Genomic DNA, 22,576 nt, shown 5'->3' on the forward strand with positions numbered 1-22,576 from the left:
TAATTATATTTTTTTGCATATTTTTTTGAATATTTTTTGGTAGTTACATTTTTTAACGTATCTTTGTGCCATCAAAAAAGGATAAGAGACTTTTTCATAACCAACAACAAAGAAATAAACGAACTACAAGTTGTGTATAAAAACAAAAATGTAATTGTAAACAAAAAGTTTTTTTCATAATTTTTATTTTTAAGTTTTCTTTTTTATTATTAAATTCAAGAGGCTTCTAAGGGATTAGAAGCCTCTTTTTATTTGAGAAGTAGCACGATGGGTAATTGATTTTAGAATTAAAGTGCTTTAAAAATTACATATAAAGAAAAAACCGTTATAAGCTGTAAGACTTATAACGGTTTTTATTATTAATTAAATTTTGTAGTTTTACGGAATAGGATATGGTGTGTAACCATTGTTTTGTAAGCCTCTGAAATTAGAGGTTAATTCACTGCTCCAAGCTGTTTTATAGGCTTGTATACTTGAAGCTGGAACATATAGCACTAAGTTCTGAGCAGTTCTTATACCTCCAAAACTACTATCAGTAGTAGGAGGAGTTGTAGCTCTACAAGTCACTTTTACAAGACTTGTACTTGAGAAAGCAGCTCTTCCTATTTTCTGTAAAGTAGCAGGAAGGTCTACTTCTTTCAATTGTGTATTTATATCAAAGGCTCGTTGTCCTATAATTTTAACTTTAGGCATTTCGACCTTAGCCAACTTGCTAGCTCCTTGGAATGCATTCAATTCTATTTCTTCTACATTATTTAAGTTGATACTTTCCATTACGCTTTGGTTCTTAAAGGCTTCAGTAGCTATTTTCTTCACATTTGCAGGAATAATAACAGCTCCCGTAAGTGTTACTCCAGCTTTAACGCCTTTGAGCACATCGCCTTCAATAATGAAGTTAGAGGTATCTACTTTACTTACTGTGATTCTTAAATCAAGCTCACGACCCTTACCGTTGTCGCCATCGCTATTAGTGAGTTTTAAGGTGAAGGTTCCTTCTTTTTTACCTGTTACTTTTATGCCTGTAAACTTACCATTAGAAAGTTCTTTTCCTACACCGTCTAATTCTCTTGCGTACTCAACGGTAGCGATATCGTTATTTACGCTTTCGAGGGCGAAAGTATTGTTATAGATATTGGTTAAATCAATACGTTTGGTTTGTCCGACCCCTACTTCACCGCTTTGTACTGCAAGGAAAGGAGCGCGCACGTGCAAGATAAAACTTCCTTGAGGAAATTCGCCTTTATCGTTTTTCTCACCTGCAGTATCTTCAAAGTATACTTCACCGGTTAGTCCCTCGCCTATACCTGTTACAAAGAATCTGTTTCCATCTTTACGAACTTGTGCTAAAGCAGTGGAAGTAGATTTGATATTTACTTTATCTATAGTACCGTTATACTTTTTGAGCAAATTAGTAACTTCTACTTCTTGGTTTCTATCAACAAATACGGTTTTGCTTAGAACGGCTAAACCTCTATCTGTTTTCATTTCGTCTTTTACAGTTACATTGATATAGGCAACGCCTCCTGTTTTACTTTCAATTTTCACACGAGTTTCGCCTACTTTACCGCCTACTTTTTTACTAGAGATAATAACATTAATATCTCTTCCCATATTGGCGATAGCCACGTCTACATCTTCAGATTCGGGCTTTAAGATACCGTCGGGGGCTGTTACTTTTACGGTTGTTTGCCCTCCTAAGTTAAGGGTAACAGCCGTTTTCTCTAATATGATATTAGAGTCGCCCTCTTTATCGTCTTTTTTGCAGCTAAACAGGGTTGCTGAAGCCAACACTGCTAAAGCTAACATCATTAGTCTAGTTTTCATTGCTAAATACTTTTAATTAAATTTCGCTACAAAAATAGGTATTTTTATAATATAAAACAAGTTATTAGAGAGAAAACTGTCTATTATTTTGTGTTATTTGTAACAATTTATAGTTAATCACCTGATAAACAGCTTGTAATATAAACATTTTATTGTTGTAAAATTATTGAGATTTGAAGCGTATTGAAGGGAAGTTGAGGAGTATTGGGAGGGGGGAGAGCGAAAATAGATTATTGACCTCTCGGACTTTTAGGACGAGTTGGAAGGGGAATTTAGGACTCAAAAGAGATGCATTAGAGCTTTCGGAAGGAAACGGATAGGAACGGAAGAAGTTTTTTAGGTAAAAGATAAAAGGTAAAAGGTAAAATAGGTATGCGGAGCTTATACAAAGCTTATAGGAAGCTTATACGAATCTTGGACGATTGTTATACAAAGAGCATATAACTAATTGATTAATACTGTAATACAACAATGCCAATAATGCCGAAAATAGGGTTTCGAGACGAAAGAAAAAAGAAGTGCAATCCGTACAGGCAGATAATGATAAGGGACGAATGACGAGGAATGAGAGACAAAAGAAACCTCCCCCTAGCCCCCTCAGAGAGGGGGAATGTAGCGAAGTGAAGACGGTGCGAGTCGCAGGGGCAGGTGAGAAGTTAGTAAATTAGCAGATTTGGAAATTAGCAAATGGGGAGTGTATGAGATAAAAGACAAAAGGTAATAAATAGAGTAAAGGAAAAATCAATGAGAATCATAGTAGGGATAACAGTAGCAAATTATGGAAAATGCAAAAAGGGCTACCTATATGGGTAGCCCTTTTTGGGATAATTAACTATTAATGTAATTTATGAAGCTTAAAATTCTTAACGATACAACGTGAAGTTACCGTTGAAGGTACGGGTATCGTGTTCGTCGCTGAGCTCTACGATATACCAGTAGTCGCCTGTTGGCATATCTCTACCTTCGTACTTACCGTCCCATTCTTCGCCTGCTCTGAGTGTTTTGAGGCGACGACCGTAGCGGTCGTAGATAGTAGAGCGAATGAACGGATACTTATCTACCCTGCGTGGTGCCCAAGTGTCGTAGTTACCATCGCCATCAGGGGTAAAGAAGTTCGGAATGAATACATCGAAGTATTCTTCATAGAACGTTTTAGAGAATGTACAGCCTGCAGCGTCGTGTACTACTACATCTACTACTTTGAGTTTCTTACCGCTCACCGGATCGGTGTACTCACGGTCATTCATTCTCAATTCGTAGACGTTATTGGTATCGTAGTCTTCGCCATTGAACTCATAACGATAAGGTTTCACGCCGTTTACTCCTTCTACTTGTAGTGTATTGATAACGGTAGTAGGTGATTTGACTATGTTGTTCAATTGGCGATACTCTACAACGGTTACTGACTTGGTAGCCATTTGAGTACACTGTTTAACCGCTCCGGTAACTGAATGAACATCGGTATAGACGATTTCTAAGGTTTGAGTTGCTATACTCATATTGAATCGGTTCTGATCAATATATCCGACATTGACTCCGTTGTTACGGGAGAAGGTTTGTGGTGTAGTAGCTCCGTTGAGTTTGTAGGTTATCTTATCGAAATCTACTTCGTCTTTGAAGCGTACTTCTATCCAAGTTGTAAAGTCGTTGTTATCACAGCTGAATCCTTGTTCGGTAGTTGGGTCGAGGTCAGGAGCTGAGTAAACACTGAACTTATAAGTAGGCGACATCACGCAACCGTTGGTTGTACTGCTTACGCTATCGGTTACTACAATTTCGTAATCGCCTTCGGTTAAGTTAGAAGCGCGGATTACGGTTGCTGACGAGGTAGCATAATCGGTATGAGCTGGTACGTTAGAGCCTTCTTTCATTATAGCGATGTCGTAGTTAGGACGACCGCCATCAACGGTGAACTCTATCCAAGCGTCGTTACCTTTGTGGCATACGAGCAAGTTAGAATCGGTTACGTTCACTACGATAGGCTTAGGTTCTTTTACTTCTAACTGTCTTACGATGAAGTTACAACCCCAAGTATCCCAAATTTCGACGGTGTACATACCAGGAAGCAAGTTGCTAAAGGTAGTTCCTGTTTGAGTATTGGCATTAAAGTTAGAGTCTACAATAGTAAAGTAATAGCTACCTGAGCCACCTGTAACGCTTGCTGGGTCGATAGTAATTTCGCCATCGTGGTCACCTTGACAGGTAACATCACGAGTTACTGAAACGGTAGCGGTAATTGGGTCAGGAGATTTCAAGCCTACTTGAGTAGTACCTGAAACTTGTGAACAACCCCACGCATCGGTAACGGTAACGGTATAGGTTACTACGCCACCAGGAGTACCTGTAGATACCAAGCCTGTGAACAAGACGCTATCGCCATTGAGCGCTATGGTTTTCTGACCTGTAATAGCACCTCCTTGAATATTGACAGTATAAGGAGCCCAACCACCTGATACGGTTACGAGTATTTCACCGAGGTTGTTATCACAAGTTACGCTGTGAGTTTCTTTAGCAAAGGCAGTTATAGGAGCTTCGGCTTGTACTATCTCGAAGGTAGCTTCGGCTTTACAACCTGAGATTGCTGAGATTGCTTCTACTCTGTACTTGCTTGCTGGCAAGCCTGGGTGTGCTATAGTAGCGCCTGTAGAGTTACCTGTGATAGGAGTTCCTACTGGCAACGGATAGATAGTATAGGTAAATCCGTTAGCCACTTGGTCGCCATCAGAAAGGCGGGTATCGGTGAGTTCTAAGGTAATAGAGCCTGTACCACCGTAGCAAGTTACCCTTTGTGGGTTCTTAGCTTCTAACAACAAGGTGTTAGGATCGAGCACCGTATAGTTGGTACTTACCTCACAGCCTGTAATCATATTCTTAGCTCTTATCACATAAGCATATGGTTCAGTAAGGGTGAGTGTATAGGTGAGTGAGTTAAGTGTTACTGGAGGCATTACGGTGATAGTGCCCCAACCTACTTTGCTCACTGAGTACTCAATAGGTTCGCCATTGTATGAGGTAGTAGTGCTGACCGTTACAGAGATATTTTCATCTACATTACAAGACTTGGCTTGTGTTTGAGTAGCGGTAAGAGCACTCATCATAAGGGTAGGTGAAATAGTGACTGCGGTGGTAGTTGCGCTACAACCATTGGTATCGTACACCTGTGCGTAATAACTATTGGCGGTAGTTAAATAGCTTGGTAAGGTGTAGCTATAAGAGGTTACGCCTGGGGTTACTTGCTGTTGATAGAGCAAGGTACCTGAGGCAAGCTCTCGGTATTCAATACGAGTATAAGACTCAGTACCACCTGTTACATTATTCAAATCGAAATGCAATTGTGGATAAGTAGCTTCGCCAGTATCAGGGTCGCAAGTATATTCTTGTTTAGTCAAGGCATTGGTAGTAGAGATTACATCAGGAGAGGTAACCGTTACTTCAATGGTTGATGAACAAACTTGTGCGCTTACAGCTGTAATACGATAGGTAGCACCACCTAAGATAGCTGCACCTGATGGCACGTTATTAAAGGTTACGTAATTACCATTTAGAACTTGAGTAACACCTGGTACTGCTACCCCTGCATTATCGGTGAGTGTGAAGGTATACGGGATACCATCGACAGGGTTTGCTTTTATACGCACAGTAGCAGTTTCGGCATAACAAGTAGGTGTAGTAACCGAAAGCACTTCGAGTCTAGGTATTTCAGGAGGTCTTACCACGAAGTCTAACGATTTAGCACATTCGGCAAGAGTACCCCAAGTAGCTGCATCGTAGATATTGATGAGGTAGTTACCTATACCACCATTGGTTGTTATACTATGAGCAGTACCTGCAACGTTAGCGCCTGTAACCACTGGTACAGCACGTTCGTTGGCAGTACCCTTGTTAATCACGCGGTAGAGACTTATCTTATAAGTACCTGAACCACCTGTGATATTAGTTACGTTGATAGTTACCGTATCGGTAGCACCACAAGGCAACAATGGTAAGTGACTTGCATCGAACTTAATCATCTCGTACACTCTAAAGGTAGTGCTGGTTTCACAACCGTTAGCATCTTTGAATGAGATGGTATACGGATTTGGATTTGGTGCTAAGCGTATTGGCAAGGTTGTTTGAGTAGCTACTGTAATATTTTGCCAATTCACTATACCGTCTATCTTATACTGGTGCTGACCTACGCCCACGGTAGTGAAGTTCACTATAATAGGATAATCGGTGTTATCGCTACAAGCGTCGTCCACTACTATAGAACTGATAGAAGGTTGATCGTCTACAGTTACAGTAACGGTATTTTCTCTCAAACAGCCAGAAGTATCTCTGACGAATACTTTCCAAACACCTGCTATTACATCTTTTGATTCGTTATCAGTAGAGGTAGTAAGAGCAGTCTCTAAAGCAGTGCCCGTAGGTGCTGGCGATACGCTTGTATTGTGATAGTAATACTGATAAGGGGCTGTACCACCTGTGGCATCTACTACTATCTTACCGAGACCTTGTGGTTGCGGTGCTTGACAGTTTGCCTTACGGGTAACCGTAGCAGTCATTGTCAATAAAGACGCTGACTTACCTATGGTAAAGTTGGTAGTACCTTGTGTACAGTTAGTACCACCCTCAGTAAAGAGGACAAAATATCTACCTGCTGGAACATTTTCTATTACTATATCTTGACCCACTGCTGGAGTTGCTGTTAATGTTGGCGTAACAGGACCACTAGCTACAGCAGTTCCTAATGACGGATAAGTAGGTGTATAACGGAATACTTGATAGGTAACATTTGGATTTGTCCAGTTCTTCAAGTGAACAAACACCTTACCGTCATTGGCATCGGCACAAGTAGTAGAAGCAACACCTGTGATAGTAGCTTCTAAAGGCGATTGTGTAGGTACAGGGATATTAGCTTCTTTGATAAAGGTACACTTGCTACTTGCATCGTACACGATAAAGGTATAGGTTACCCCTGGTGTAACACCTGTAAAGGTGTAAGTAGAGGCATCTTTAACACTACCATCGGACAAGGTTGTAGGTACTATAGCACTACCGTGGAACCAAGTATCAGTACCACCAAGAGGGTTATTAGTTGTCTCTTGTACACTGGTAGTAGCTCCATACGGAGGTGCAATACCTTCACGATATACGGCGATGTATTGGTTAGCACCAATAGTTCCTCCTGACTTATCGTATACTGAGATAGCTATTTCACCGGAGTTGGCTATACAACCTATGGTGGCTGTACCTCGTGCATCTAAGCCATTAGCGTCGGATTTTACAACAAAGTCATAAGTATACTTACAAGACTTAGCATCTTCTACCACTATTTGGTAGTTACCAATGTCTAAGTTCATAAAGGTTTCTCTTGAACCAGTAGCTACATTAGTACGAGTAGCATTCACCACGCCGTTCTTATTTAAAGTAACAGTGAATGGTGCAGTACCTCCTTTATTCACCCAAGCGCTTGCCTGAGCTTTTTGAGTACCTGTAGTAGAGCACTCAAGGTCAGTATGGGTAACAGAGACAACCATAGCAGGTACTTCAGTAACAGTAAGACCTAATGGGTCGGACTTACAGTTTGAAGCATCTACAATTGTAAGAGTATAGATACCTTTTGCTAATCCTGTAATATCTCCTAACGGACGAGTTACAGTAGTAATACCATTGTTGAACTCTAAGGTATAAGGAGCTACCCCTCCAGCCACGTTGGCAGAGTTTATAAGTATCTTACCTGTATTAACACCTGCACAGTTGATACCTTCAACGGTAGGTGTAACTACAAAGGCAGGGGCATCTCTCTTAATTTCTTGTTTAGGTGAAATCACTTCGCAGTAGTCACCATTAGCCATTTGGTAACGTATCTTAAAGTAGTAATCACCTGGTATCTTAGTTTTGAAATTATAAGTATTACCAGACTGGCTGATAGCAATACCCGTAGGAGCAGCTACTGTAAAGTTAGCAGTAGGAGAATTGCTCCACAAGAACTGACGAGCACCGCCTGCTTTACCACCAGAGTAAGTAATATCATATTCGGCTTCGCTATTAGGTACGCAAGTTAAAGCTGCTTTAGAGATTACTTGCATACGCAATGGATTGTCTATAGTATAAGAAGTGCTAGTACGACAGTCGGCACCATCTTTCACTTCAAAGTTATAAGCACCCGCTGATAGGTTTTCGTAGATAATAAAGTTGGTAGCACTAGGCTCAAAAGTAGCTCCACCATCTCTACTAAACTGATAGCTACCATTACCATTGATTACCTTCACTTGCAAACGACCTGTAGTACCACCTCTGAAGCAAGGCTCTAAGTCTACTACTTCTATTTGTAATGGTTTAGGTGCTGGCACATCAAGAGTAGCCGTCATTGTACAGCCATTATTATCTTCCACTTCTATCATATAAGTACCTACCTCCAAGTTAAAGTCGGCTTCATTATTAACAGCCGGTTTTAAGCTTGATGGTGTAGTACCCGTTATAGGAGTAAAGCGGAATGTCTTATAAGGTCTTGCGCCACCTTCGGCAGTAAAGCGTACCGTAGCAAAGGTATTGAAGCAAGATACAGGAGCCGTAACCGTAGCTGTAACAGTTAATGGTACTGGCTTATTAATAGTGTAGTCAAAGGCTGTTTGACAATTATGGTCATTAGCTTTACGCACATACAAAGTACCATTGGTTACCGCTGGGATTCCTGTAAGGGTAGCTACCCCTTGGGCAGGATTAAGCTGTGTAAGAGTAACGCTCGTCCAAGTAGTAGTGCCTGCTATTTGATATTCTACTACAAATGTAGAAGGTGGGTTATCAACTGTCAAGAAGATAGAGCCATCATTCTTACCACATTTCTCATCATAAGCAACACCACGTGCTTTAAAGCCTTTGTTATTGTCAATCTTCACTGAAAGACCTTCGGCGCGCACTTGGCATATCTTAGTAGGTTGTGAAATTTCGATATCGTCTACCGCTAAGTCACTACCCACAGTAGATGCAGCTGCTATATTTCTAATCTCAAACACATAAGAATTAGCTGTTATATCAGTAGCAGCAAAGGTCACTTTCTTATTGAGCCAAGCTCCTGTACGAGGAAGTTCACCCAATGACCTTTCAACGTATTGTGCTGGGTTACCTGGGTTATACAAGCGTACTACCAAGTTAGGGTTAGTACCACCTATGTAAGTAACAGGCAATAAGTTGAACAAGTTCACTGATACGTTCATTTCTTGACCTGCTACCACATCTCTGATGGTGCGTTTATAAACAATACCATTATCATTATCTGGGCTACTTCCGTTGATAGCCAAGTAGCGACCATCGGTTACGCCTGAAGCGTCTGACGGTGGTGTAGATACCCAGTAAGTACCTGTAGTAGGCACTTGACTGGTAATCATATATTGGTTATCTCCCAAAGTGGTGCCATTAGCATTACAAGTAATAAATACCGACTCAGAGTCACAAGTATTCTTACCTTTGCCAAAGTCTTCTTTAAACAATACATTAGGAGTTGTTCCTGTAGCAGTTTTCGGCGTATAACGCACATACACACTATAAATACCAGGGTCTAACGTAAAGACATTAGAGGTACGTGTTTCGCTAAGAGTACCGTCATCTTTTACAATATCGTATTCGTAGTTACCTGATGGATTAGCTGTAACAGTAAAGGTTCCTTTACCTTCACAATCATAAGTAACAGTAGAAGCACTTACGGTAGCAGGCACTATTGGTTTTATGGTAATAGGTATTTCAAGTGTACACTTGTTACTATCGCGTACGTATACCACACTTGCCGTAGAGCCTACACGCAAGATAGGCACCGTAGTAAACGATACATTATTAGTACTAAACTCATAGCCTGTACCAGTACCTCCCGATACATTGTTAATATGTACAATGTATTCGGTAGGAGTTGAAGTATCACAAGAGATATCCTCAGCTACTCCGGCATAAGCACGCAAGGTGCTTTCTACATCATTAATTACAATATTGCGGTTTCTATAAGTACATATGTTGGTAGTAGATAACTGTATTTGTATTTCTACTTCGTATTTACCAGCTTCCAAGTTATTGAAGAAACCTGTAGCATTAGTACCTATAGTTTGTACTCGTGCGCCTGTGTCGTCTAACTTGTAAAGAGTAGATTTCACGTTTTGCTGTGTATTGTAGGTGATAGACACCTGTCCTGAGTTATTAGCAAAACCACACAAGATGTCACGTGTTTTGATAGTATAGCCCAACAGTCCTTCTGGATAAATATCCACAGGGTCAGTAAGAGCATAAGCTAAGTTAGCATCTTTGGCTATAAACACATATCTACCTGGCTGGTCTATATGTATATCACGCTCTACAAAGCTACTACCTACTGGTATGGTAGCTATGAAAGCTGAAGCTGGCACATCAGAGTAATCAGTATAGCCGTTTTGTACTACTCCGTCAATACTCCAAATAGCAAACTGATAAGGGTTCTTACCACCATCGGCTTCAAAGCGGGTAGTAAGTGAGTTACAGTTCTTCCACGCTTTAGGCGTTACTTTGGCAGTGAGGGTAGTTTGTTTTTCTATTCTTTGTATAAAGGTAGCCTTACAAGTGTTTGGCAATGCTGGTGAGGTCACCTCTATAGTGTAAGTATCAGGAGCAACTGTAATAGGTACTCGGTACTCAGTAGCAGTAGTAAGTACAAAAGGCTGTCCGTTTTGGTTCACCACATTACCTGCTGAGTTCTTCAACACATATCTATAAGTGAGACCTGCAGTAGCCATACGTATCATTACAAAACCTTGTTGATAGCTGGTTACATTGGCAAAGTCTATAATCTCTCCTGAAAGTGAATTAGTAAATACGTCAAAATAGAAGTATTTCTCACAGTTGTTATTCTTGTCCGATACACGCAAACGGAAGTGTCCTTGAGCGTTGGCAACAAAAGTGTTGTTGTTATGTACATCTTCCCAAGCCGAATCATCTAAGTTCGGACAGTTTAAGCTTGATGGCGAAGAACCTGCTTTTAGTTTCTGCCACATTATATTGCTGTCACGGAAGTTCACCACTATGTTGCGCGAAGGCTGATTACACAAGATAAAGTGACTTACCCATAAGTTATTACCCGCACACACATCTCCTCCGTTAGCCTGAGGTTTGATTGGGTCTGGTAGGTCATTGCTCGATGTGAGTCTTATCTCTTCAGTAGTAGTGTAAGTAACATTACCACATACTGCTATTTTCTCTACTTTATAAGTAGCAGGGTCGCTTACCTCTATATAATTATGGTTTAGTGGATTGGCTTGTTGTACACCGTTCTTATACCAGTTGTAGCTTACAAAGCCTTCTATAGCGGTAATACGCGTATTGGTGCCAGCACAAGCTATCTCAGTGCGTGAGCACTCTTGTGTAGATATCGCAATAGTCTTAGAACCTGTACTGGTTTGCTCAGGAATAGTACAAGCTGCCGTTCCTCCTGAGTAAGTTAAAGAGTATGTAGCTTGTAGTACATTCATACAAGGCTTACCAATTACTGAACAATCTCCTTTTAATGAAATAGGAATGAGTATTGTTTGCAAATTACCTTCTGCTGTAAGTGTTTGCTTAGGCAGTGTAAAGGTAATCACATTACCCGATTGTGTAAAAGTAGGCTTGTAGATATTAAGGGTCGCTCCTGTAACATCAGGAGTACCTATAGTAATATTAGGGTGATTAGGTAAGGTAACTTCCAAGGTCGATGATACTACCCCTGCAGTTCCTCTATTCCTATAAGTAATGCGATAGTTGAAGTTCTCAGTAAGTGATAAATCGCGGTTGATAGGCGCTCCTGTACCATCTACAAAATCATTGGTAACTGCCATATCTACAGCACGCGATTTCACTATCACGTTAAAGGTACAAGTTGCTGTATTGCCTGAAGTATCCTTAAACACATAGGTCACTGAGGTCGTTCCTATCGGGAAGCGTTCCCTACTTTGGTGAGTCTGACTCCAAGAGCCTATACGGCAGTTATCAGTCGCCGTTACTACACCCCAATGTGCTATGCCGTAACATTGGTTAGCCACTGCTGTCACCTCAATATCTTGTGACGGACAGCCGGTAATCACAGGTGGTATAGCGTCAGGAGCAAAGTTTACGGTAATAGTATGACTGCCCGAGTTAGTAGTACACAACCCGAGGTCTTTCAAACTGTAACGCACCACATACTGGGTATTGCGCGATACAGTATCACTTACCGTTTGCTCTTGTCCTATAAAGGTTTCGGTAGCATCAGCCTCTATGCGGTACCACTCTATATTAAAGAGTTGTGACGAACCGCCAAAGGTAAGATCTACCACATCTCCATTACAAGGGTTAGAGCTTTTCGCTACATAAGTAACCCCTGGCGAAGTGTAGTTATTTGCCGTTACCAAAGCCGAGTCAGGATAATCACCACAAGCGTGTGAAGTGGTTATAGCATAAGTACCGTCCGGTACGTTCTTAAATACGTAACCCGTAGCGGTAGAGGTAGCTCCTCCTGCTCCAAACACTGGCGATTTAGTTTCTACTCCTGTAACAGTATTCTTAATAGTGAATTGTAATGGATAACGAATGTACTCAGGATTTGTAACGTTCACCGCTATAAGCCCTGTACCCGATGCTGCACTACACGAAGTTCCTACCACATCGCGTTTGAGCTCTCCCGTAGGACTCACCGTTAAGTACACCCTACTCACGTGATAAGCCCCTGTACCATTAGTCACAGGGTCAGAAGGTCTGTTAGTATCAGGTGATGGTATTGCACTATACAAATTAATACAATCAGCTGGGTTAGTAAAGTACTGTTCATTTTGAGAAGGTTTTCCTACACTCCATAATTGTTTTATACGTGCGTAATAGAAATAAGTAGACTGTAACACATACTCTCCTGCTGATAAGTTATTAAAGGTGTGTGAATGGTCACTACTTCTTCCTACTACTTGGTCATATCCCGTAGCAGTCTTCTTTAATAAGGTGTATTGTGCATAGCGAAGCGTTCCCACAGGGTTTGCTCCTATTTCATATGAAATCTTTGCAGCTCCCACACATCCTTGTTCTACACTCACCTCATCCTTATCATACTGCATTGGGGTATTTAAGTTCAGCTCCTTGGTAGCTTCATTACCACAACGGTCTTTAATGGTAATATTATACCTGCCTGGTGGAAGGTCACCAAACTCAAAACGATACGTCTCATTAGAAGTGTCGGGGTTTCTTACCTCTCTTACCATCGGGAAAGTATAAGTCACTTTGCGTAGTGGTTCAAAAGGTAAAGCGGTTTGGAAGTCAAATGTACGAGTAGTACCACTATGTCCATCATCTAAATAATCAACAGTTACAGTAATAGGATAGTTAAATTGGTTACCTGCTACCCATTTGCGTATAGATACAGTACCTTTAAATATACCTCTGTTAATTTCTATACCGTCAAAGCGCTCATCTATCTTATTAGGTAGAGGAGACATATTTACAATACGCTCTGGCTCATAACAATGGGTAACACCTATAGTTTTAAACTTCACCTTATAGTAGCCATTAGCTTGCGAAGTCAAATCGGCATACAAGCTACCGTTATTGTTTATCCAAGTATAATCAGTCCCTGGCGTAAGAAGTTGCCATTTAGTAGAATCGTTTATTTCTGATTGGGTATAAGTAGCATTCCAACTAGGGTCTCCTGAACCTGTATATTTGTACACTTCAAAGTAAAAACCTTTAGCTCCTGGTGTTCCCGGATTTTGTACCCAATCAGCAGGAGTAAAGTTCTGCCAGTTGTAGAACCCAAAGTACATCTTATCAGAAGCATCATCTGGGTTAGGTAATTCTATTCTCCTCCAGAAAGCCTCTACATATAAGTATTTTGCTGAAGAGCCCGAAGGACAAGGATTCGTAGGGTCAGCGTTCAAGTCTGAACGGTTTACTGCCTCTATCACTGTTGAACCTGACCTGTTCATATACACAAAACGGTCTACAGCATTAGTTGGGTTCGATTTGTTTTTTATAACATTTACCAAGTTCTCATCAAGTTTGAACTTCTTAACTATAGGTGTCTTACCCAAGTTAATAGTCAGTTCAACAATGTCACCTTCTTCAAACTGTACTTTGTCATTGGTAACAAAAGAATAAGCACTCGATACCTGCGGGCGATAACTTGTTCGATAAGAAGAGGTAATATCATAAGTACCTATAACATTCCCTGCTGAGTCATATTTCCTTATAACAGCAGTATTAGGTCTCGCCTTTATATCATTCTCTAAAGCTCTTATATCTATATTATCTTTTCGTTTTATGCGGAATGATAAGTTAAACTTACAATCAGCTCCTACACGTATACCTGAATTATCATTGTCAAGTTCAAACTCCATACAGTCAATATTCAATGAAGAAGCTGCTACTGAAAAAGTAGTCTTATTAGTCTCCCCACAGTTAGGGGTACCATTCATTGTATCTTCTACCGTAAGCTCATAGCCACCTCCCGTAGTAATCGGCTTAGCATTAGTTCCTTGGATAGTAATTTCCAAATCGTTACCTGCAACAGCATTATGAGTAGCGTTATACAGTTCTGTACCCCCTTTAACAAGGCGCACCTTAAAAGGACCCTTAGCCCCTTGCTGTATCTTGAAAACTACACTACCATCGTTGCCATTCCCTGTACAAGATGGTGGAACAGACCTAAAGCTCACAAACTTTGGCGCTATATACGACGAGGTAACCGTCACCACTTTAGGTAAGGTAGATTGTTGGTTACTGGCTACATCCACCATAGTAACGGTATACGTTCCCGCCTTCAGCGTAGTAAACTCGTATTCGTCCTTACCCGCTACCCCTATTTCCATAGGCTGTGTACGCCCACTGGGGTCTCCAGGCACATCGAGTTTCACCTGCAACTTGGTACCAGCAGGTCCCATATTAGTAGGTAGCGTCACCTTAATTTCCCCATCTGAGGCACATTGCCCTGGCGTAGTGGAAACATTAAAGTTGTTTAAGTTCAGCGGTGTTTGAGCCGAAAGCCCAAAGACCGTCATTACTATAAAAACAATTGTTAGAAAAAACTTTCTCATAATGCTATATATGCTATTTTGAAACAATAGTATCACTATACTTTAATGCACAAAAGTATATATTTTTCTCGAAACAGCAAAACTCTTTTATTGCAAATGTTAAAATAAAAAGAGCTCTTTTACCCCTGCCCTACCCTCCTTCTTAAACGGAAAATTGTTACACAACTATAACAATATTAACGATATACAAGTGTGAAAAAGAAAAACAATCTACCCTTTTAGCAGTGCATTTTTTAGCTATATTTTAACTTTTTGTATACAAAAATTTAACATTTCCAAGACGCTATTTCAGCAAAAAACCGCCCCTTTTTTCACTCTTTTTTCACCTCCTTTACACAGATAATTGGAAGTTTTTACACAAAAAATTCTATCACCTTATTTATATTATGCATTCCATCTCCAATTCATCTTCGTTCAATGCTTATCTAATTGTCCATTCAGTCCATTCAATGGGTACTATTGGCATTTCTGGTATTAAACCATTAAACACGCCTTACCTCCTCTAAATCTCGTCTTTCCGTCGCTACAATTCCCCCTTTGGAGATAGCCAGGGAGGGCAGAGTAAGTGAATAAAGAGAGAAGTCTTTCTGAATCTCTCCAACTAATTTCCAAATTTTCTAATTTGCTAATTCCCTTTTCCGTCGCCACATTCCCCCTTTGAAGGGGGATAGGGGGATGTTTTCTTCGTCATTCGTCCCTCGTAATTCGTCATTAATTCCCCTTTCTTTCGTCTCGAAACCCTATTTTTGGCATTATTGGTATTATTGTATTATGTTATTAATCAATTTTTTACACACCCTTTGTATATCAATCGTCCAAGATTCGTATAAGGTTCCTATAAGCTTTGTATAAGCTAACCATACCCTTCTCACAGCTCATCTTTTACCTTTTACCAAAAAACTTCCTTCCGAAATCCTCCGATATCTTTTCCCTTCTCATCTCTCTTCTGAGACCCCAGAGTTTTTCAGAGCTTCTCCAACAAATCTGAAATGTCCGACTCGTCCGACTTGTCCGAACTCCTCCAACTCGTCCAAAAAGTCTAATCTCCAAATTTTCTAATTTTCCACCTGCCCGTCGTGCTACGACCTCCCCACCTGTACACACTTTGCCAAAGTTTAAAACTTTGGCAAAGTTCATTATCAGTATTATTGGCATTATCAGTATTATTGGCATTTATTTATTTTTTTTTCTTTCTCCCTTGCTAATTCCTATTTGTTTTGTACCTTTGCCCAAAAATAATAAGCACCTCAACAAAATGAGGTTTTATCAATGAAGCGTTTAGTAATATTAGGAGGTGGTGAAAGTGGTGTAGGAACCGCTATTCTCGGCAAAAAAAAAGGCTGGGAAGTGTTCCTTTCCGATAAAGGCACCCTAAAACCTCACTACCGCGAAACTCTTAACAAAGAAGGTATTCAGTGGGAAGAAGGCTCACACACCGAAGAGAAAATCCTCTCAGCCGATGTGATTATGAAAAGCCCAGGTATCCCCGATAAAGCACCTATTATTAAAAAAGCCCACGAGAAAGGTATCTCTGTAATCTCTGAAATAGAATTTGCAAGTCAGTATACCGATAGCCTTATCGTAGGCATCACAGGCAGTAACGGTAAAACTACTACCACTTTGCTCACCCATCACATTTTCAAAGAAGCAGGCTTGCAAGTAGGACTTGGTGGCAACATAGGTTATAGCTTCGCCGAATTAGTAGCTACCGAAAATCCACCGTACTACATGCTCGAAATTAGTAGCTTCCAGTTAGACGGTATAGAGCATTTCGCCCCCCATATCGGCGTGCTACTCAATATAACCCCCGACCATCTCGATAGGTACGATCACAAGTTCGAAAACTACATCGCCTCTAAGTTCCGTATTGCGATGAACCAAACCGAAAATGATTATCTTATCTATGATGCCGATGACGAAGTAATTAGCCAGTGGCTCAGCACCCATACTATAAAATCTAAACTTATACCTTTTTCTATAGAGAAAGAACTCCCACAAGGCGCTTTCTTAAAAGATAATAAAATATACATTATGTTAGAGAATCAAACTACTGAAATCGACGTTGAAGAAATTAGCCTTCGTGGCAAACATAACCTCAAAAACACAATGGCAGCAAGTGTAGCTGCCCGCTTAGTGAATATCCGCAACAACTCATTGCGCGAAAGTCTGAAAGGCTTTAAAGGTGCACCCCACCGCCTCGAAGAAGTAAAAGTAGTAGATGGCGTTACTTACGTAAACGATTCTAAAGCTACTAACGTAAATTCAGTATACTACGCTCTCGATACTATCAAAACCCCTATCGTGTGGATAGTAGGCGGACAAGACAAAGGCAACGACTATAACGCTCTTTTGCCTTATGTACACGAAAAAGTAAGAGCTATTGTGTGCCTCGGAGTTGATAATACCCCTATTATCCAAACATTTTTCAATACAGTAGCTACGCTTGTCGAAACCCGCTCAATAGACGAAGCCGTGAAATTAGCTCAAGGCTTTGCCCAAGAAGGCGATACAGTACTGTTATCTCCAGCTTGTGCCAGCTTCGACCTCTTCAAAAACTACGAAGAACGCGGAGACCTCTTTAAAGCAGCCGTTCAGAAACTATAATAATGCGCGAATGGATAGCCTCACATATCAAAGGCGATAAAACCCTTTGGGCGCTTATACTCGTCTTTACCCTCTTCTCCTTCTTGGCGGTCTATAGTACCAGCACCAATTTAGTGTATGTAGTGGGTAAGGGTACTCCCTTTGGCTACCTCATCAAGCACTTAGTGTTTGTAGGGGTAGGCTATCTTACCCTCTATATTGTGCATCGTACTCCCTATCGTTTTTTCCGTCCCGCTTCTAAACTTGGTCTTATCTTGGCAGTGCTTTTGCTTATCTTTGCAAACCTTTCAGGAAGCACTATCGAAGGCGCAAACGCCAGCCGGTGGCTCAATGTAGGAGGTTTTTCATTTCAGCCTTCCACCTTCGCAATGGTAATGCTAATGGCTTATGTAGCTTCTTACTTAGCCAAAAACTACGGCAAAAAACTCTCTTTTAAAGAAACCATCTTACCCCTGTGGATGCCCGTAGGAGTCATTACAGCCTTAGTACTCCTCTCTAACCTATCCACCGCAATGCTAATCCTCAGCTCAGTGCTGATGCTCACTTTCTTAGGTCGCTTTCCAATGAAGCATATCCTCTCAGCTATAGGCATTGCAGTTGCTTTTTTAGCCCTTTTCTTGTTAGTAGTAAAAGCATTCCCCGATGCTTTCCCCAATAGGGTTGATACCTGGATGAGTCGCATCGAATCGTTTATGGGTGGCGAAGACAATAAAGAAGGCTACCAAATAGAACGCTCTAAAATGGCAATCGCCAAAGGAGGGTTAATGGGGCAAGGCGCAGGTAAAAGCACTATGAAAAACTTCCTCCCTCAAAGCTCTTCCGACTTTATTTATGCCATCATCACCGAAGAATACGGTTCATTAGGTGCTATTACTATAATGGTGCTTTACATACTATTACTCATTCGCATTGTAGTCATCTCTCAAAAAGCACCTACCCTTTACGGTCAGCTCTTAGTATTGGGCTTAGGCTTCCCGATACTCTTGCAAGCACTCATTAATATGGGCGTAGCGGTAGAGCTTTTTCCTGTAACAGGGCAAAACCTACCCCTTATCAGTAGTGGGGGTACCTCTCTATGGATGACCTGCTTAGCCTTAGGGTGTATCCTTTCAGTAAGTGCCCAAAAACGTAAAGACGGCAAAATGGAGAAAGACAAACCCGAAGCCGACGTAGAAGAAGAACTTGCTGAAAGTGCTCTCAGACAAATGAAGAGTGCAAATCACTAACTATTCACTTTTAACTTTTCACTTAATTAAAAAATGTCCAAAAAAGGAGTATTACTCGTAAATTTAGGGTCACCCGATTCCTTCGCTATAAAAGATATCAAACGCTATTTAAAGGAATTTTTAATGGACGAACGCGTGATCGACCTCCCCTACCTATTGCGTTATGCTTTGGTATGTGGGATTATCCTCAATACACGTCCACCAAAAACTAGTAAAGCCTATCAGAAAATATGGTGGAACGAGGGCTCTCCGCTAATTGTTATCAGTCGTTGGCTTACTGGAAAAGTACAACGCAAAGTATCAGTTCCTGTAGTATTAGCAATGCGTTATGGCAACCCGAGTATTGCAAGCGGACTCGAAGAGTTGCACAGTCAAGGAGTTGATGAAGTGCTCCTCATTCCTCTTTATCCACAATATGCAATGGCAACTACTGAAACTATTGAAGTGCTCACTGAAAAGCTTATCAAAACAAGTTATCCTGAGATAACGCTCACCAAGTTTCCCGCTTTCTTCCATCGCCCTGAGTATATCAATGCTTTGGCACAGGTAGTACGCGCTCATTTAGGAACAGCTCCTTATGATCATTTGCTTTTCTCTTATCACGGTGTGCCTGAGCGACATTTGTACAAAACTACCCCTACACCTGCTCACAAACACATCAGGGAAGGCGTAAGTTGTTGCGACCCTTACAGCCAAGAAGGAGCTCGTTGTTACCGTAGCCATTGTTTTGAAACTACCCGATTATTGGCTGAGAAATTGGGCTTAGAAGAAGGAAAGTACTCACAATCCTTTCAGTCGCGTTTAGGGGTGGATAAGTGGATTACTCCTTTCACTTCCGATAGAATTGTAGAACTCGCCCGAAGTGGTGTGAAGAAATTAGCAGTCATTACTCCTGCTTTTGTCGCCGATTGTGTAGAAACACTTGAAGAAATAGAAATGGTAGGCGGTAAAACTTTCCGTGAAAACGGTGGTAAAGATTTTAAAATGATTCCTTGCCTCAACGATTCCGACCTATGGGTAGAAGCGCTCTCTACTTGGATTAATCAAGAGGTATCCGATAATAAGTAAATATTATGACCGACTATCTAATTGCTAAAAGCATTCATATTATCTTCGTAGTGAGCTACTTCGCAGGGCTCTTCTATATGGTGCGACTATTTATCTATCACACCGAAGCCTTAGAAAAAGACGACCCCGAACGCTCAATTCTCCACAAACAACTCAGCTTTATGGAAGAGCGCTTGTGGAACATCATTACCGTGCCAGCGCTTGTATTAATGACTCTTAGCGGGCTCTATATGCTATACGACAGTGGCGAGTGGACGCTCATCAAACAGGGGTGGTTTCACGTGAAATTACTGTTTATCGTTTTTTTGTTTGTTTACCATTACTATTCTTGGCGTATAATGAAGCGACTACAATCAGGGCGCACTTCGTTTACTTCGGTACAACTACGAATGCTTAACGAAGTAGCAACCATCATACTTTTTGTCGTAGTGTTCGCCGTCGTGCTGAAGGTAACCTTCATCAAGTACTGGTACTTCTCCTTGATTGCATTTGTAGCAATGGGCGCACTCATTATGTTGGTAGTGAAATTAGTTAATAAAGGAAAAAGATAATTAGCAAATTTGAAAAATTAGAAGATTAGAAAATTAGCAAATGTGCATCGCAAAGATACTGTCCAAAAAGTTTCTAAAAGGTATGTTTGCGGATTGCAAACTTTGTCAAAGTCCAAAACTTTGACAAAGTCTATTAATCTATTTCTGTAGCGTAAGCCACACTTCTTTTACCTATTATTTTTTATTGTCATTCCCGTGAAATCCACAAAAAATATTAAATGAATACACAACAACTAAAAAATACTCCCATAGCCTCCCTCCCCAATTTAGCTCAACAACTCCGCAACCGCATTATCGAGGTGATTGCCTCGCGGGGTGGACACTTAGGGGCGAGCCTTGGCGTGGTAGAGCTCACTATCGCTCTGCACTATGTGTTCAATACGCCCGACGACGTACTCGTGTGGGACGTAGGTCACCAGTGCTACGCTCATAAAATACTCACGGGCAGAGACACCGCTTTTGCTCATATACGTGAGGCAGGAGGTATTAGCGGTTTCCCAAAACGTTCTGAAAGTGAGTACGACACTTTTGGCACAGGTCACTCATCTACCTCCCTCTCTGCTGTCTTAGGAATGGCAATGGCTTCAGCATTGGAAGGCAATACAAGTCGCCAACATATAGCCGTCATCGGCGATGCGTCTATCGTAAGCGGTATGGCTTTTGAGGCACTCAACTACGCAGGTACTACCGATGTAAATATGCTCATCGTGCTGAACGACAATACTATGGCTATCGACCCTACTGTAGGAGCACTCAGCCGTTATTTTGCCAAGCTAAAAGCTGAACACGCTACTCGTAGTGCTTTCTTTGAAGCTTTGGGTATTCAGTACAAAGGGGTAGTAGGCGGACATAATTTTAACGAATTGCTCCCTGCACTTGAAGCTGAAAAACAAGCGCGTGGCGTACGACTCCTGCACGTGGTAACCACTAAAGGAAAAGGTTTTACCAAAGCCGAAACTCAGCAAGTGAGTTACCATTCACCTGCCTTGTTCGATAAACTCACAGGTGAACCCCTACCTGAAAATCCCCTTCTCCCTGCGAAATACCAAGACGTAGTGGGACAAACACTCACCGAACTCGCTCAGCAGAATCCCAAAATAGTAGCCATTACCCCTGCAATGCGCAGTGGTAGCGGGCTTACGGCTATGCATCAATCCTTCCCCGATAGGGTAATGGACGTAGGTATTGCCGAGCAACACGCAGTAACCTTTACCGCAGGCTGGGCAACACGTGGCTTTGTGCCCTATTGCGTGATTTACTCTACTTTCTTGCAACGCGCTTACGACCAGCTTATTCACGATGTAGCCTTGCAGAATCTTCCTGTAGTGTTTTGTATCGACCGTGCAGGACTCGTAGGCGACGACGGTGCCACCCACCAAGGCGTGTTTGATATGGCGTTCTTACGACCCATTCCAAACCTCATTATCACCTCACCCCGCAATGCCACCGACTTGCGCAATCTGCTCTATACCGCTCAGTTACCATTGGAACATCCTATCGCCATTCGCTATCCACGAGGTCGTTGTTCGCAAACCGATTGGCAACAACCTTTTAAAGCCCTACCCATTGGCAAAGGCGAACAGCTCAAAGAAGGTAGCGAGGTAGGCGTAATCACTATTGGAGTCATAGCCGACAGTGTACAACAAGAGCTCACTCAAAGTGCTAAAAGCGAAAAGTACGCCCATTATGATGCCCGTTTCCTCAAACCCTTAGACGAAGAAATGCTACATCACATTTTCCGCACTTATAAAAAAGTTATCACGGTTGAAGAAGGTGCTATGGGCGGTCTGGGCAGTGCTATCGCCGAATTTGCTACCGCTCACGGGTATACCATTCCGCTAAAAATCATTACTTTGCCTGATAATTTTATCCCTCACGGCAAAGTAGAAACGCTCAGAGATGAGTTTTTAGATATTAGTAAACTAACCGATTACTAAAATAAAGCTATAAGCAAAAGACCAAAAATTGTATTTTTCTCAGCTATTTCACGTTTTTAACACTTTTTTCTCAACAGCTTCAAAAGCTCTTTTTTCCTATTGATATTCAACTAACTAACCTCTTTCCTTCGCCTTAGCTTCGGTATAGGTTCGCCTTAGCTTCGTCTTAGCTTCGGTATAGGTTCGGTGAAGAGATAAAGGTGTCTTATTTTCTATTTTACTGAATAATAATATTCTAATCTTTTTTACAGCATAAGAGATTAGTCTGTATTTTTCTTTTCAAAAGTTGAATAAAACGCGTACATTTAACAAACTTTAAGATTTTTTCTACAGTCTGC

Annotated in this window: 7 protein-coding genes; 5 read left to right on the forward strand and 2 right to left on the reverse strand. The window is 41.2% G+C overall.

Translation table 11 applies throughout. The features are described from left to right. Window positions 1-378: 378 nt before the first annotated feature. On the reverse strand, window positions 379-1,824 hold the full coding sequence (locus RCZ04_RS09150) for a leucine-rich repeat domain-containing protein (RefSeq protein ID WP_460485736.1): 1,446 nt from the start codon (window positions 1,822-1,824) through the stop codon (window positions 379-381). An 863-nt stretch (window positions 1,825-2,687) separates the two neighbouring features. Then, a complete protein-coding gene (locus RCZ04_RS09155) occupies window positions 2,688-14,852 on the reverse strand; it encodes a T9SS type B sorting domain-containing protein (protein WP_460485737.1) in 12,165 nt (4,054 codons plus the stop codon). A gap of 1,269 nt (window positions 14,853-16,121) precedes the next feature. On the opposite strand from RCZ04_RS09155, the gene murD reads away from it, so the two are divergent. The 5 genes from murD to RCZ04_RS09180 all read left to right on the forward strand — a co-directional run bounded on the left by murD (window position 16,122) and on the right by RCZ04_RS09180 (window position 22,238). Beyond that, the gene (gene murD / locus RCZ04_RS09160) at window positions 16,122-17,456 is read left to right on the forward strand and encodes a Mur ligase family protein (protein ID WP_460485738.1); all 1,335 of its coding nucleotides are present in this window, start codon (window positions 16,122-16,124) and stop codon (window positions 17,454-17,456) included. 2 nt (window positions 17,457-17,458) lie between these two features. After that, window positions 17,459-18,682 (forward strand): FtsW/RodA/SpoVE family cell cycle protein, encoded by a 1,224-nt coding sequence (locus RCZ04_RS09165; RefSeq protein ID WP_460485739.1) that lies wholly within the window; start codon window positions 17,459-17,461, stop codon window positions 18,680-18,682. A gap of 33 nt (window positions 18,683-18,715) precedes the next feature. Continuing rightward, window positions 18,716-19,750 (forward strand): ferrochelatase, encoded by a 1,035-nt coding sequence (gene hemH, locus RCZ04_RS09170; protein WP_460485740.1) that lies wholly within the window; start codon window positions 18,716-18,718, stop codon window positions 19,748-19,750. A 5-nt stretch (window positions 19,751-19,755) separates the two neighbouring features. Continuing rightward, window positions 19,756-20,301 (forward strand): CopD family protein, encoded by a 546-nt coding sequence (locus RCZ04_RS09175; protein ID WP_460485741.1) that lies wholly within the window; start codon window positions 19,756-19,758, stop codon window positions 20,299-20,301. Between the two features lie 218 nt (window positions 20,302-20,519). Continuing rightward, window positions 20,520-22,238: a 1-deoxy-D-xylulose-5-phosphate synthase gene (locus RCZ04_RS09180; RefSeq protein WP_460485742.1), complete on the forward strand. Its 1,719-nt coding sequence runs from the start codon at window positions 20,520-20,522 to the stop codon at window positions 22,236-22,238. The last annotated feature ends 338 nt before the right edge of the window (window positions 22,239-22,576 follow it).

Source organism: Capnocytophaga sp. HP1101 (assembly GCF_054772415.1).

What these genes read in the sequence shown, in the direction of transcription:
- RCZ04_RS09175 (WP_460485741.1), top strand. Translation starts at nt 19,756, where the DNA reads ATGACCGACTATCTAATTGCTAAAAGCATTCATATTATCTTCGTAGTG.
- RCZ04_RS09150 (WP_460485736.1), bottom strand. Translation starts at nt 1,824, where the DNA reads ATGAAAACTAGACTAATGATGTTAGCTTTAGCAGTGTTGGCTTCAGCA.
- RCZ04_RS09180 (WP_460485742.1), top strand. Translation starts at nt 20,520, where the DNA reads ATGAATACACAACAACTAAAAAATACTCCCATAGCCTCCCTCCCCAAT.
- RCZ04_RS09155 (WP_460485737.1), bottom strand. Translation starts at nt 14,852, where the DNA reads ATGAGAAAGTTTTTTCTAACAATTGTTTTTATAGTAATGACGGTCTTT.
- RCZ04_RS09165 (WP_460485739.1), top strand. Translation starts at nt 17,459, where the DNA reads ATGCGCGAATGGATAGCCTCACATATCAAAGGCGATAAAACCCTTTGG.
- murD (WP_460485738.1), top strand. Translation starts at nt 16,122, where the DNA reads ATGAAGCGTTTAGTAATATTAGGAGGTGGTGAAAGTGGTGTAGGAACC.
- hemH (WP_460485740.1), top strand. Translation starts at nt 18,716, where the DNA reads ATGTCCAAAAAAGGAGTATTACTCGTAAATTTAGGGTCACCCGATTCC.